The organism is Ruegeria sp. AM9 (assembly GCF_056540565.1).
On sequence record NZ_JBQFWY010000004.1, the window covers coordinates 258656 to 272878 of the forward strand.

Annotated in this window: 12 protein-coding genes, 2 tRNA genes and 1 pseudogene; 9 read left to right on the top strand and 6 right to left on the bottom strand. The window is 57.1% G+C overall.

All coding sequences use genetic code 11. The features are described from left to right. Positions 1 to 210 precede the first annotated feature (210 nt). Positions 211 to 426, top strand: a complete 216-nt coding sequence (locus ACR0DO_RS10625; protein WP_170445093.1) for a hypothetical protein — start codon at positions 211 to 213, stop codon at positions 424 to 426. Positions 427 to 435: 9 nt separating this feature from the next. Here ACR0DO_RS10625 and ACR0DO_RS10630 read toward each other — a convergent pair whose 3' ends face one another. Next, the gene (locus tag ACR0DO_RS10630) at positions 436 to 654 is read right to left on the bottom strand and encodes a hypothetical protein (protein ID WP_170445090.1); all 219 of its coding nucleotides are present in this window, start codon (positions 652 to 654) and stop codon (positions 436 to 438) included. A 162-nt stretch (positions 655 to 816) separates the two neighbouring features. On the opposite strand from ACR0DO_RS10630, the gene ACR0DO_RS10635 reads away from it, so the two are divergent. Continuing rightward, a complete protein-coding gene (locus ACR0DO_RS10635; RefSeq protein ID WP_170445087.1) occupies positions 817 to 1086 on the top strand; it encodes a DUF2312 domain-containing protein in 270 nt (89 codons plus the stop codon). Between the two features lie 195 nt (positions 1087 to 1281). On the opposite strand, the gene ACR0DO_RS10640 is transcribed toward ACR0DO_RS10635, so the two are convergent. Beyond that, positions 1282 to 2157, bottom strand: a complete 876-nt coding sequence (locus ACR0DO_RS10640) for a hypothetical protein (RefSeq protein ID WP_480558555.1) — start codon at positions 2155 to 2157, stop codon at positions 1282 to 1284. Positions 2158 to 2339: 182 nt separating this feature from the next. Between ACR0DO_RS10640 and ACR0DO_RS10645 the strand changes: the two genes are divergently transcribed. Both ACR0DO_RS10645 and ACR0DO_RS10650 read left to right on the top strand, forming a co-directional pair. Continuing rightward, positions 2340 to 2415, top strand: a tRNA-Thr gene (locus ACR0DO_RS10645). A 285-nt stretch (positions 2416 to 2700) separates the two neighbouring features. Continuing rightward, a tRNA-Leu gene (locus tag ACR0DO_RS10650) sits at positions 2701 to 2785 on the top strand. A gap of 9 nt (positions 2786 to 2794) precedes the next feature. On the opposite strand, the gene ACR0DO_RS10655 is transcribed toward ACR0DO_RS10650, so the two are convergent. Next, complete coding sequence (locus ACR0DO_RS10655) at positions 2795 to 3292, bottom strand: hypothetical protein (protein ID WP_170445072.1); 498 nt, start codon at positions 3290 to 3292, stop codon at positions 2795 to 2797. Further along, complete coding sequence (locus tag ACR0DO_RS10660) at positions 3285 to 4055, bottom strand: helix-turn-helix transcriptional regulator (RefSeq protein WP_480558557.1); 771 nt, start codon at positions 4053 to 4055, stop codon at positions 3285 to 3287. The genes ACR0DO_RS10655 and ACR0DO_RS10660 overlap by 8 nt, the downstream gene beginning before the upstream one ends. A 604-nt stretch (positions 4056 to 4659) precedes the next feature. On the opposite strand from ACR0DO_RS10660, the gene ACR0DO_RS10665 reads away from it, so the two are divergent. The 4 genes from ACR0DO_RS10665 to ACR0DO_RS10680 all read left to right on the top strand — a co-directional run bounded on the left by ACR0DO_RS10665 (position 4660) and on the right by ACR0DO_RS10680 (position 12705). Further along, entirely contained in the window at positions 4660 to 6996 is a 2337-nt protein-coding gene (locus tag ACR0DO_RS10665) for a hypothetical protein (RefSeq protein WP_480558558.1), read from the top strand. A 129-nt stretch (positions 6997 to 7125) separates the two neighbouring features. Next, the gene (locus ACR0DO_RS10670; RefSeq protein ID WP_480558560.1) at positions 7126 to 9069 is read left to right on the top strand and encodes a type I secretion protein; all 1944 of its coding nucleotides are present in this window, start codon (positions 7126 to 7128) and stop codon (positions 9067 to 9069) included. A 373-nt stretch (positions 9070 to 9442) separates the two neighbouring features. Beyond that, a complete protein-coding gene (locus ACR0DO_RS10675) occupies positions 9443 to 11341 on the top strand; it encodes a type I secretion system permease/ATPase (RefSeq protein ID WP_480558562.1) in 1899 nt (632 codons plus the stop codon). A gap of 11 nt (positions 11342 to 11352) precedes the next feature. Further along, positions 11353 to 12705 carry an HlyD family type I secretion periplasmic adaptor subunit gene (locus ACR0DO_RS10680; RefSeq protein WP_480558564.1) on the top strand — a complete coding sequence of 451 codons (1353 nt, stop codon included), beginning with the start codon at positions 11353 to 11355 and terminating at the stop codon, positions 12703 to 12705. A gap of 89 nt (positions 12706 to 12794) precedes the next feature. Here ACR0DO_RS10680 and ACR0DO_RS10685 read toward each other — a convergent pair whose 3' ends face one another. Continuing rightward, positions 12795 to 13595, bottom strand: a complete 801-nt coding sequence (locus ACR0DO_RS10685; protein WP_480558566.1) for an alpha/beta fold hydrolase — start codon at positions 13593 to 13595, stop codon at positions 12795 to 12797. Positions 13596 to 13644: 49 nt separating this feature from the next. On the opposite strand from ACR0DO_RS10685, the gene ACR0DO_RS10690 reads away from it, so the two are divergent. Further along, positions 13645 to 14019 (top strand): hypothetical protein, encoded by a 375-nt coding sequence (locus tag ACR0DO_RS10690; protein ID WP_480558568.1) that lies wholly within the window; start codon positions 13645 to 13647, stop codon positions 14017 to 14019. A 61-nt stretch (positions 14020 to 14080) separates the two neighbouring features. Here the strand turns inward: ACR0DO_RS10690 and glyA are convergent. Then, positions 14081 to 14223, bottom strand: a pseudogene (glyA, locus tag ACR0DO_RS10695) (serine hydroxymethyltransferase); the annotation flags it as partial.

Sequence of the window (14223 nt, forward strand, 5' to 3'; positions counted from 1 at the left end):
AATTACGGAATATGTCATAATCAACATGCATAATTTGATGCTGGTCAAGGCACTGAAGTCTCACTATGGGTAAAATTTAGTCAATCTGCTTTTGGACAACCGGAACGGCAGGACCAGCAGGCGGATTCCCGCGCGATTTTCGGGTAATCTCGGCCAGTCTTAAAATGGTCACATATATCAGAGTAAATAAAGACATTTGGGAGGATGGAAATGTCATCAATCAATTTATATTCGGAAGCTGAACAACTTGAAAAGAAACTCAACGGCGCGTGCCTGGATACGCGACTGGCCCTTCAGCCAAGTGTGACCAAAGTGATCGAACGGATGCGTCAGGAGGGTATGCACATACCGTCGCGCCTGCGGCAACTGGATGCGGCCCTGTGCGAAGATGCCATGGAAGCGCAGTTTGATAATCTGCCGGTTTAGGCTGGCAGGTTAGCCAAAGGAAATCCCCAAGATTACCACCATCAAGCCAATCACTGACAGAAACAACGACGCCAGATTCCACGGCAGAACACCCTGAACAACGGCGCGCAGCTCTTCGTCCGAGAGGCCGGATTTGCGCGCTTTCATCACGTGTGCAATACACCAGACCAGGCCCACAAGCCCGGCAAGCGACAGGGCGGCACCGCCCCAGGTGATGAATTCGAACATGGTTCCCCACATTTGCTTGTCACGTTCCTCTGCGCTTAGCCGAGAACCTCTGCGCATACAAGCCCGCCTGCGATTGGGCGCTTGCGGCGCGGGCGGTGGCAATGTATCCGGCATATTGCCCGCTGCCAAAGAAACAGAAATTACCCTCTGGGAGAGACGTAAATGGATGACATGACCGAAGATCAGGCCTCTGCCAACTATCGCGTAACCGCAGGCGAACTGCGCCAGTTCATCGAACGCTTCGAGCGGCTGGACGCGGAAAAGAAGGATCTGGCGGAACAGCAGAAAGAGGTGATGGCCGAGGCCAAAGCCCGCGGTTACGACACCAAGGTCATGCGCAAGGTGATCGCTCTGCGAAAACGTGACAAAGACGATATCGCCGAGGAAGAAGCCGTACTGGAAATGTACAAAGAAGCACTGGGCATGAGCTGAGGCGCCTAACGGGTTTCTTCAGATGTGCGACTCATGCGTGTCCCGCAGGGAATACGCCCATCCGGGGCACGCACCATATGACCGCTTTTCCCCTTCATGAAGGCGTTGAAGTGACTGCAACTTGGGTCATCACTTTTGCCGGTCGTGCGTGATATGATCCGGGTGCCTACGCAATTCCGGTTTCCCGGGACGCGATCAGGGCTTTAGAACCCGAACTCCGGGAATTGCGCCAAGCCGTTCAAGATCCTGCTCATACAGTTCGGAAAACGCATCGACGATCTCGGTGCTCCAACCGGGCAGGTCCAGCTCTTCTTCGATTTCTTCCGGCTGAGCATGTTCTTCGAATATCCGAGCCATGTTTTCGTGCAGACTCACCTTGCTGTGCCCGGCATCCGGATCGGTCAGCGTCAGCACTTCGTTCCGGCCTGTTTCGTCCAGCAATGAAAGCAACAGATCGTGCTCGCCTTCTACGGGTGTGTCTTCGTCAAGGCCAGCCAGGGCACGGATGATATCGCCCCAGATAAAGGGGGTGTCTTCGTTGCTCCACAATGTAATCTGAACACTGGGCGCAAGATCACGGATGTCTTCTATCATGCCAATCCAGCTCAGGCAGCTCAGATCGGTATCCCGCATTGCGTTGGTGCGCGCTTCCTGAGGCAGAGACATCAGCAATTTTGGGACAAAGCTGCCGGGATTTCTCAGCCCAATGAATAGCTCAACCTGGTGATCGTGAAAGCCATGTTCCAGCAAGGCCATTCTGCGGCCTGCAAGAGGGTACAACTGCCCGTCCCGCAACGCCGATTCCGGGTCACCAGCAAAACTGCGGTTTGAGTATACTGCACGCCGGTTGTCGCCGCCGCCCGGAAGAATACTATTGAAACTTGGCGGGACGGAGAACACGTCCGGTGCGGCTTCGAGCCTGTCAAATGCCGGCTTGAACGCGCGGTTGTATCGTCGTGGACCAAAAAGAGCGACCCCGTGTGTCGCCAAGGCGGGTGCGTTTTTTGTCAACGAGGCCAACACCCGACCTTCGTCGGTAAAAGCTGCGCCTGCGTGGATAGCAACCTGCATTTTCGGTTCTTGTCCTTGCTTTTTGCCCCGCTTGCCGGGTTACAGTCTGCGACCGGAACAGTCAAACCCGCGCCGTCATGGACAAAGCGTTCTTTATGCTGTCAGGAAATCCGCCAATCCCTAAGTTAAGATAAAAATATGGGCTTGCAGTCCACAACAAGAGAAAGTAATCGACACCAAGTGCCCCTATAGCTCAGCTGGTAGAGCAACTGATTTGTAATCAGTAGGTCCGCGGTTCGAGTCCGTGTGGGGGCACCACTTTTCAAGAGACTGATGTGAATGGATGCTGGCGTTGGTGACCGGCGGGTTTTTGTGAAAATTGCCGTACGCAAGGGCGGTGAAGATCGTCAAATCAGCACTGTGAAATCTGAAACGACCCCACTTTCCCTTCTGTGTGAAAGGACGGGCAAAGGCGAATGTCGGCCCGGTTGGCAGGAAGGTTCTATCGGTTCCCTTTGCAAAGGCCCACTTAGCGGCTTTTCAATCAGTTTGGTTGGCAGTAAGAGGTTTCAGACGTCACTGGCCCCGAGGCCTCGGTGACGCGCGGATGTGGCGAAACTGGTAAACGCAAGGGACTTAAAATCCCTCGTCCTAGGACTTGCGGGTTCGATCCCCGCCATCCGCACCACTCACCCCGTCAAACCGGGAAACCCAACTGAGTGATCAGGCGCCAGATGTCGCGGTTCGCGGTCGAGAGCTGCGCGACAATGTCCTCGATCTCCTGAATGGCCTTCTCGTCAACGGTGTCTTCGCGCCCAAGTTTTATGTCTGTCTTTCGATCCGCAATCCGCATCAGGATGGTCTTGGGGTTTCCGCTGTTGGCATCGAACGAGTAGATGCAGTGATTGTACCTGTTGCGGATAAAGGACAGTTTGCTCAGTCGCTGGGTGTGCTCCAGGATCGGATCGCGGATTTCGGCTGGTCGACCTTCCATCTTGGCCAGACGTTCGACCAGATCGATCCGGGCGCGTGTGGTGTTGAGGGTCAGGAAGATGATGACCGCGATATCCTTGTTGGTGCCGCTCAGGCCGGCAATCAGGTGGATCAACAAGCTTTCAGTGTTGGTCCACATGTAATTCAACTTGCCGACCAGCAAGATCAGGCGGTCAAAACGGGATTCTAGTGTTTCAGTCAACGGTCTGGCCGTGCGTTTGATCTGCAGTCACTTCGAAATAGAACTGCGCGGCCGCCGTTCTGTTGCTGACACCAATCTTGCCCGCAACATTGTGCATGTGCAGCTTCACCGTGTGTTCGGTAATGCCGAGGTTCGCCGCGATGATCTTGTTGCTTTGACCTTTCGAAACCAATTGCAGTACCTGCTTTTCCCGTCGCGTCAGCCGCGAATAAACCGGATGAGGTTCCCTTGGCTTCGATGTCGGCTCTGCGCGGCTTTCGCTCAGCAGGCGGGGTTTGCTGTGAGGGCGGCGGGGCGCAGAGACGCAATCGGCCAGAAAGCTGGGCAGGTAAAGCTCTTCATGCATCAGCAGTCGCAGGATCGAGCGCCACACATCCGGCGCAACGTTCATCGGCAGGTATCCGATATCTCCGAACTGGGCTCGGTCCCAGGTCTCGAACAAAGTCCGTGCGGCGTCTTCTTTGCGGTATGCAAAAGCAAGGCAGCCTGTCCCCGCGGCCTCGGTATAGGCGCTCGGACGGGCAAGCAGATCATCCAGCATGATCTGATCAACCACCACCACCGTGCCAGCAAGCGATCCCGGCTCAGCTGTCGCTTTCAGATCGGCGACATCTTCATAGCGGTGCGCGGACACGCCGAACTCCGACTGAACACTTCGTAGAGTTTGATTGGAGTAGAACAGTTCTTTGCCGATGAAGTTGATCGAAAAATCCTCGGAACAAACATTTATTTGGGCAACACTATCCTGCAACGGATTGCTCATAACTTCCCCCTATAAACACACGCCACCAAATCTGTGGCGAAATCGTAAACAAAACGCGGAGCGTAAATTAACGGTAAATTAACTGCTATTGCTTAGTAACTATACCTTAAAGTCTATTTTTCATCAACATTCCGTGTTGTCCTGCCGATAGGGACTAGAACTTTTGTATAGGTCCATCATCGGCCTTCTCGCAAAAGTAGTGCAAAAATATGGTTTTAACCGATTGGCCGAATTTCCGCCGCATTTTCGTGCCTGCGCCCGGCTTTTCCCGATAATCTTCTAAAGTTTGCGATTAAAATCAAATCGATAACCTGTCTAATGCTTTAGGGCAGCTATTCACGCCGCCTTCCTGCTGCGACCATGATCCTGCTTCAATTTGGGAAGCAAATTTCCTGACGTGCCTGCGAATCGCGCATTTACGCGACTTATCAATTCAGCGGGCAACACATCGGCTTAGCCGGGAAAGGGAGGTGCGAGACGAATTCACTGAACAAGACCGCATCATGCGCGTGTTGCGCTTGAATGCTTAAATTTTGTTTCAACTGCGCCAGTAGCCGTTTTGTAGATGAATGACGGTCGTGCGCTTAAAAAGTGGAATTTTGAAATGGCTAAACGTCAACCGTATAATAATACCGCAATCGGCGAAGTTAATGTCGACAAGGCATATGTTCCGGTCAAAGCAGACGTGGATATCAAGCACGCTGAAATTGATGCTGATGTGAACAAGCAAGACAACGACAACAGCAATGACCAGGATCAGGGCCAGCAACAGGGTCAGCTGCAGGGTCAGAAGACCGACGTTGATAACGCAAACGACGTTGACAACAAGAACGACAACGACGTGAAAAACAACAACGATCAGGGTCAGGATCAAGGCCAGAAGCAAGCCCAGAAAAACGGCGACAATGACAACGACAACTCGAACCAAGTCAATATCGACTTTGGCGGCGGCGAATGGATTCCGCGCGACGATGATCAGATCGATGTCGATCTGCAAAACGTTGGGTCTGTCGAAGACGTTATCTCTGTTGGCAATGACTTCGACTATGATCCGGGCGACGATATGAACCTGGACATTTCGCTGAACGGCGAAGGCAACGATATGTTGTCGATCAACAACCAACTGGCTGAGTTGAGTGACGATGACCATCTGGGTAACGCCAGTGTCTCGAATGACTATGGTAACTTCTCGCAGTCAGGTAACGCCCATGGCGGTGAAGCTTACGCCGACGAAGGTATCGGATCGCAAGCGGACGGAGGAAACTCCGGTGATGGCGGCTCAACCGAAGGCGGCAAGGCTCTGTCATTCACCAAGGGCGGCTCTGCCTATGCTGACGGCGGTGAAACCGGCGATGCTGATGCTGACGCATATGCCGGAGACGGTGGCGACTCGGGTGACGCAAAGACCCTGGGTCTGAACGTTGGCAAGTCGGACGCAAGCGCCGATGGTGACGGATACGGTGGCGACTCTGGTGATGCGGCCAGCGCATCCAATGCCAACAACAACGGTTCGTCCGACGTGTCGGATGTCGACGGCGCCGGTGGTGACGGCGGAACTGCTGCATCGCTGGGCTTGGGCCTGGGTCTGTCGGGCGCTGGCAACAGCGGTCAGTCGACCGGTGGTGACAATGACAGCGTTGCGCTTGCCAAAGGCGGAGCACTTGCTGACAACGATGCATCGGCTGACGGCGCAGATGGCGGCGACAGCGGTGCCGGCAACATTGGCTTGGCCAAAAACGATGCCGAAAGTGAAGCCGAAGGGAATGAAAACGCTTCGGGTGGCAACATCGGTCTCGGCCTCGCGGGTGCTGGTGCCGGAGGTATCACAGACACCGACGGCGGAACCGGTACTGGTGGTTCTGGTGACGGCGGCGAAGGCAGCGGTGCCATGGGTGATGGCGGCGACGCCAACGGTGGCGGCGGTGACGCCGGCGATGCCAACCAAACTGACGTAGCAGTTGCAGCCAATAAGCAGCTTAACGGTCTGGTCGGTCTGAACAAAGGCGACGCAGATGCCGACAACGGCGGTAGTGACACCAACGATGGTGGTGACGTCAAAGCAGGTGGCGGTGACGCTGGTGAAGGCCGCGGTGGTGACGGTACCGGTGGTGACGGTCCTGGCGGTGACGGCGATGGCGGTAACGGCAACGGCGGTAACGTCGATGCTGACGCAGACGCCCAAGGCGTAGGCAATCAGGACGCTACTGGTCCGGTTGTTACCCCGACTGCTGGTGATGTCGACGGTACGGCCCGCAACGACCAGGACGCGGACTCGAAAGCCGGCAACGGTGGAACCAACGATACCGACGGTACTGCAGACGCGGACGGAATCGGTACGGCGACGGCTAATGGCGTCGGCGGCGGCGGTGGCGCACTCGATCAGGATGCGAACTCCACCGGCACCGGTTCTGTAGATGCCGACAACGACGCCGGTTACGGCGGAGATTCCGAAGTATTCGCGAAAGCGGACACTGACGGAAGCGCAGACAGCCTGGCCTCGGCGATCTCGGGTTACGGCGGTGCCGGCAACTCGGACAACGATGCGACTTCGACCGGATACGGCCATTCTGAAGGCACATCCGAGTCGGGCATCGGTGGCGGCGGCGGTGCTGCTCAGGCATTCGGCGGAACCAGCGGTAACGCACACGGGATGGCTGAAACGGGCAACACCTTTGGCGGCGCTGTTGACGGCGGCGATGCATGGGGCGCGAACTCGGGCGCTGGTGGTGCCGGTGGCAACGCTGGAACCTGGGGCTCGAACAACGGTGGCGACGGCATCGTGAACGGCGAGTCGCACGCATCGGCTGCTGCGGTAGTTGACACATCGGCCTTCAACCAGTCGATCGTCATGGGTGCCAACGTTCTTGGCAACGATGTCGATACCACGATGGTTGGCGGTAACATGTCGTCCAGCTACTCCAGCGACGACACCGACGTATAAACGGAAACAGAGCCCGCTTCGGCGGGCTCTTACCCCTTCCAAGAAAACGCCGGGGCCGCACCAGGCGGCCTCGGCCCAGCTGAACCTAATCCGGAAATTTTAGGCCGGGGCGGGGAAAGGAAAACAAAAATGTCTCTCGACAGTATTACGGAACAGATTGCACATTTCGTTGGAACATTTGAGTTAACGACCGAGCAGGCCCGGTGGCGTGATCAGTATGAAGAATTTGTTGCTCTGAGACGGAAAGCGGAACTTGAAGAACTGGAAGATCCGACACGAGTTCAGGTTAAAGCACATTTGAAGATGGACCCGGGTGAATACGACCCGCTGCCCTACAAATTTGCCGACGTGAAAGCCGACGTACCCCCACCACCTCCGATCCCTGGCCCGATCCATGACTCCAGCGTGTCCTCTGGCCCGGCTTTTGGCCCGGATGCATATTTTCCCGATGCGCAATTTGCGGCCATGACGCAGATCAACATCGTGATGAAGCCGGTTTTCATTACCGAACTGATCGGCTCGGCGGTGACATACACGGTCCAGAAAATTCGCCTGAATGACAACGACACCGTGGGTGAAGGGGACTTCCGCGACGTCGAGGCGCTGATGGCGCAGGGTGAGGGGATGCTGCAGGTGGCGCAGTCCTTGCACGCGATTTCAACCCCGTCGATCCATATTCTGGATTACCAGACCGGCGAAGCGGTCGAGCTTTTGCTGGATCAGATTTATTCGCCCGTGAATGTCGAAGTTGACGGTGTCACGGTGCATCAGTTCCTGGGTGAGGGCGCCACGGGCATGATCGTGAACGGCGAGCATGTCGATGAAATGCCTGATTTCCTGGAATTGATCCCAGAGCACCACAAAGCGGACATCGAGGAAGAAGAAGAGGACGAGATCTCCGAGGCGTTGCCCGCCGAGTGGGATCAGTCTGAAGACCCCGATTTCGAGGACGGCCATTCCGTCGTCGCGGGCGGCAATTGGGCCGTCAACGAGGTTTCGGTCTCTGTGGGTTGGGTTGACGCACCCAATATCGTGGTTGGCGGAAACTCGGTGAACCTGACCGTGGTAAGCCAGGTCGCTGTTGTTGTGGACGTCGACGAAGGTGAGGATGGCGTCCAGAGTGAAACGCATGTGGTTCAGGCGTCAGAAATCAGTTCTGAATCGAGTGTTGCCCCATGGTTGGAAGACAATGTCGCCGACGAGGAAGGCGAAGATCCGATTGTTATGATCGACTGGATCAGCGGTGACCTGTTGGTGACGAACTTTATCAAGCAAGTTATCGACGCCACGGATATCGATCAAATTTCCACTGAAATCACGGCATCGTCCACTGCATATACGTTGGGTGAAAACATCCTGACAAACGTGACCGATATCCTTCAGCTTGGCACTTTCTATGACCTGATCATCATCGGCGGTGACATGATCTCGATCGATGTTGTGAACCAGACCATCGTCTTGATGGACAGTGATGTGGTTCATGGTGCAAGCCCGACCGATGCAGAAGACAATCTGGTGATGAATCAGGTCTCGCTGACGGCCGAGGGTGAAGACACCCACGAAGCGCTGAGCCAGAGCATGGCCAGTACCATCGGTATGCAGGAAGTCGATTCCGATGCGCTCGAGGATGCACTGCTGAACGATCCCATGTATGCCGGAACCGAACTGATCCGGGTTCTCAAGATCGAGGGCGACCTGTTGCAGGTCAACGTGATCGAACAGGTGACCCTGCTGCAGGACGATGACGACGTTTATGTCGAAACCCCCGGCGGGCAAGAAGTTTCCGCCCTGGGTGCCGGCAACGCGCTCCTGAACTCGGCCAATGTGCACAAAATTGGCGTCGACTCTGTCGTTATGGCGCAGGAAGAAGAGTATTCGGAAGTGATGTTGCATCAGGCAAGCCTGATCGACAGCCCGGAAGAGGAAAACAGTGAGCTGGTCAACGAAGCGATCGCGATCCTGATGGAAGAGGTCGATGCAGCAGGCGACGCTGAAAACCAGTCCGGCGCCTCTACTCTGACCTCCTCTGAGATGGCAGCCATCGACGACGGCCTGCAAACTATGCTAGCGTAGTAACCCTGTTTGTTACGAGTGACCTGAAAGTTTTGACATGTCGATTGTTTTTCCGTCGCGCCCGAGTCGATACGCCAGTCCATTGGATCGTAACGGCGGCGGCGTTTCAAAACCGCCTCGCGCGGGCCAGTCTGATAAGAAATCTAAGAAAACCCCCGGATTACGCCTTAGCGAAGAATTACGCATCAGTGATCCGCAAGACGGTAAACGGGAGGCAGTCGCCCAAAGCGATGCGAGCGCCGAAAATACCGTGAAAGCAAAACCAGCTCATCTTCAAGCGAAAGAGGAACCGCAATTGCGCGCCGGACCTCCCCCCCGGCGCAAGCAGCCGCAGCCTGCCGAAGACAGTGACCAACAGGGCAGCGGCGCTGGGGTGGCCGACGCTGAGAGCCCCGATCCCGAACCCGTCAACAAGACGAGCGACCGTATACCCCCCGCGTCGCGCTCGAATGGCGGTGATCGCATGGGCACCACTATCGAGGCCAAAGCAAATGAACCATTGCTGCGCAGCAATCCAGGTGGCGGCGATGGGAAAGGGCCACCCCAAACATTTCACAAACGGACCCCGCCCGAGGATTTTCGCAAAACGCTGCGCACCTCGTTGCGGGCGATCTATCGCAATCTGGCCTTTGTACTGGTTCTGACCTGCGCGACGAACATCCTGATTCTGGCGATTCCGATCTATCTGTTCCAGATCAGTGACCGTGTTCTGACCAGCCGATCGCTGGACACGCTGATCATGTTGACGGCCATTGTCGCCGGGGCGGTGATTTTCCAATCGGCCTTTGACGCGGTACGGCGGTTCATGCTGATGCGGACTGCGGTCGAGGTTGCCGCCCGTCTGGGCGCCCCGATCCTCAGTGCGGCGGCGCATGCCTCGCTGCATGGCAGCGGGCGTGAATATCAAACACTGGGCGACCTTCAACAAGTACGCGGATTTCTGACGTCGGGCACGTTGATATCCTTCCTTGATGTGCCCTTCGCCCCCTTGTTCATCCTGATGATCTTTCTAGTGCATCCGCAGCTTGGGATGATCGTGATCGTCACGGCCCTGCTGTTGATGACGATTGCATTCATCAACCAGCGCATGACGGCCAAGCCCTTTGCCGAGGCCAACAAGGCGCAATCCATGGCCAACCTGCATCTGGACTCGATGTCGCGAAACAGCCAGATCATCAACGCTCTGGCCATGATCCCCGAGGCCGTGCGCATCTGGGGCCGCGACACCGCGCAATCCCTGACATGGCAGGTTCGGGCGCAGGACCGGAACGTGATTTTCGCCGCCATTTCCCGGGCGGTGCGTTTGCTGACACAGATCACCATTCTGGGCTGGGGCGCATTTCTGGCGCTGCAGGGCGAGATTACCGGCGGCATGGTCATCGCGGCCTCGATCATCGCAGGCCGTGCTTTTGCTCCGATCGAAGGGTCGATCGAAGGGTGGAACAGCTTCCTGCTGACGCGCGGGGCCTTTGGGCGGATCAATCAGTTGTTGTCCAACTCGGCGCTGCAATTCGAAAAACTGCGCCTGCCGCGCCCTGAAGGCCGACTGGACGTAGAGCGCCTGCTTTACGTGCCCGGCGGCACCAAGCGCGTCGTCCTGAACGGGATCAGTTTCTCGCTGAATCCGGGCGAGACGCTGGCAATCATCGGAAATTCCGGTGCGGGTAAAACCACGTTGGGTAAAACGTTGGTTGGTTCGATCCTGCCGACATCGGGCAGTGTCCGCCTTGACCTGATGGATATCCGCAACTGGGACCCGCGTCAGTTTGGCGAAAGTATCGGGTACCTGCCGCAGGACGTGCAGCTGTTCCCCGGCACTATCAAGGACAATATCGGCCGGATGCGCTCGGACGCGACGGATGAGCAAATCCACGACGCCGCCGTTCTGGCCGATGTGCACAACATGATCGCGACGCTGCCGCAGGGCTATGAAACCGTGGTGGCCGCGGACGGCTCACCGCTGTCTGGCGGTCAGAAACAGCGCATCGCGCTGGCACGCGCCTTCTTCGGCAATCCGCGGATGGTGGTGCTGGACGAGCCGAACTCGAACCTGGATGTCGCTGGCGACAAGGCGCTGGCGCGGGCCATCGAGCAGGCCAAGGAAAGCAAAATCACCGTGGTGGTGATCACCCAGAAGCCAACTCTGCTGAACGTGGTCGACAAGATCATGCTGCTGACGGATGGCCGGGTGGCGCTGTTTGGCCATCGTGAACAGGTTCTGCAACAATTGAACGGGCCGCGTAACAATGCGCCCGGCATTCAGAAGCAGTAAGGGGGTGCGATATGAATGAACTGGTACCCGTGAACAACGACCCCAAGGATCCGACGGTCTGGTACGCCGAGGTGCCGCGCTCGATCAATCGTCTGATCGTTGTCGGATTTGTCCTGCTGATTGCGTGCTTTGGCGGCTTTGGCGTCTGGTCCTTCCGTGCGCCTCTGGCGGCTGCGGTGATTGCGCAGGGCAGCTTTGTCGCCACTGGCCGCAACAAGATCGTTCAGCACCTGGAAGGCGGAATCATTCAGGAAATCCAGGTTGTCGAAGGTCAGTCCGTCAAGGCCGGGCAGGTGATGATGACGCTGGACCAGACTTCGGCCGAAGCCAATGAGCGCGAATTGTTCATTCGTAAAATCCGCCTGCAGGCGATGTCGGAACGCCTGAGCGCCGAGTACGGTGAAAAACAACGGCTGGAGTTTTCTCCGAACCTGATCACCGCTTCGGATGATACCGAAGTGATGAGCATCCTTGACGGGCAGAAGATCACCTTCGACTTGTCCCGCAAGACCCTGCTGAACGACATCGCATTGCTGGAACGCAACATGGAAGCTCTGCGCATTCGCTCCAGCGGGTTCCAGGCGCAGTTGGAGAGCATGGTGCGGCGGTCGGAAATCCTTCAGGAAGAGTTCGATACCAAGCAGGCGCTTTTCGAAAAAGGGCTGGTGCGCAAGGGCGAGTTGAACACCATTCGCCGGGTTCAGGCCGAAGCCGAAGGCCAGCAGGCGCGGCTAGCGGCCGAGGCGGCTGAAATCAGCCAGATGCTGTTGAAATACGAAGAACAGATTTCCCGTACCCGGGCAGCCTATCGTGAGGCGGCCTTGGACGAGCTGGGTGTGATCGAAGCGGATCTGGAAAGTGTCCGCGAAAAAGCCCGTCAGGCCCGCAGTGTTCTGGACCGCGCGGTCGTGCGTGCTCCGGTGACTGGCACGGTGGTGCGGCTGCACTATCACACGCCCGGTGGTGTGATCGAAACCGGTGAACCCATTGCCGAGATTCTGCCCGCAGATGCCCCCCTGATCATCGAAGCGCAAATCCCGCGCACCGAGATCGACAGTGTCGTGACCGGGCAGGACGCCACCGTGCGTCTGATCGCCCTGAACCAGCGGACGACGCCGGTGCTGAACGGACAGGTGTTCTATCTGTCGGCGGACTCGGTGATCGAGGATTCCGCCGGTGCACCGCAAGAGGTTTATCTGGCTCGTATCTCACTGGAGCCCGAAGAGATCGAGCGCGTGCGGGGCTTTATCCCGACCCCAGGTATGCCCGCCGAGATCATGATCCAGACCGAAGAGCGCACATTCGCAGCCTATATCGCGAAACCTGTGACAGACAGCATGTCGCGCGCCTTCCGCGAACAGTAACGGGCTGGCCAAAAGACCTGCCCGTACCCTCTGCTAACGAGATTTCCCTCCGGTGATAAGTGCCGGAGGGTAAATTTTGTTCTTGAGGATCAGGCGTTCAGAAACGCCCGGACGGCGGCTTCGAACTCGCGGGGTTTTTCGGCGTGCAGCCAATGGCCCGCGCCGGGGATTTTCGCGAATTTGGCAGCCGGAAACAGCGCACGGATCAGATCGCGATGCTCGGGCAGGACATACTCCGAATCTCCGCCCGACAGAAACAGCGCCGGGCCGCCCCACGACCCGTCCAGTTCCGGAAAACCCATGATCTTTGGCATCTCGGCCGCCAGAACATCGAGGTTCAGCAGCCAGCGTTTTCCCTTGATATCAAGCGATTGCGTGAAAAAGCTCTGCAATGCCGGTTCGACGCCCTGATCGGCCAGCTGTTGCGCCGCGTCCGAGCGCCGTTCGATCGCCGAGAAATCGACGGCGCGCATGGCTTCGATGAACTGAATCTGGCTGTGTGTGTAGGTCACCGGTGCGATATCGGCCACCACCAGCTTTCGCAGCAGATGCCCATGTTGCAGGGCCAGCGTCATCGCCGCCTTGCCGCCCATCGAGTGACCCACCACGTCGGCCTTGCCGCCGAAATGTTCGATCACCTCGGCCAGATCATTGGCCAATTCGGGATAGCTGTGCTGATCGGTCCACATGCTGTTGGCGTGGTTGCGCATGTCGACGGCTACAACCTGCCGCTCATCCGCCAGACGCCGGGCAATCACGCCCCAGTTCCGGGCTGAACCATATAGCCCATGGGCAATCAGCAGAGGTGGGTTCGCAGTCGGTTCGCCATGTATGATCGTGTTCAGCATGCGGCTGTGATACCTGCCGCGATCCGAAACAACCAGCCCCATTGTCGCCTTCGCCTATGGGGGTTAAGTTGGCAGCTTCGGAGGCCCCGCCATGTCGGAAAGTATAGATATCCAAAGCCAGATTGCGCAAACGGTTCAGTTATTGCGCAAGAAACTGGGTGTGAAGGACAAGACGCTGGCGGTCTCGATCCGCAAGGCCAAACGGCTGCTGCCCCGACGTATATACAAGCAGGCGCTGATGCTGGCGAATGCCGAGCAAATGGCGGCACATCCCAAGCTGCGGCTGGTGCTGGATACTCCGAAACTCGCGCGCGCGTCCGAAGAGGTTCAAGCGCATCTAAGTGGTATCAACCGTGCCGATCGGCGACTGGGGTGGTTTCTGGGGATGCTGGGCGGGCTGGCGTTCAATCTGCTGGCCTTGTTTGTGCTGCTGATCGTTTTTCTGCGATGGCAGGGGTTCATCTGACCTGCGGCAAAAAAGAACGGCGCCCAAAAGGCGCCGCTCAGGTCTTTGATTTTAAACCCAATTACAAGTTAGGATAGATCGGGAATTTGGCGCAGAGGTCTGCGACCTCGGCTTTGACCTTGGCTTCGACTTCGCCGTTGCCGTCCTCGCCATTGGCGGCCAGGCCATCGACCACTTCGATGATCCAGTCGGCGATCTGGCGGA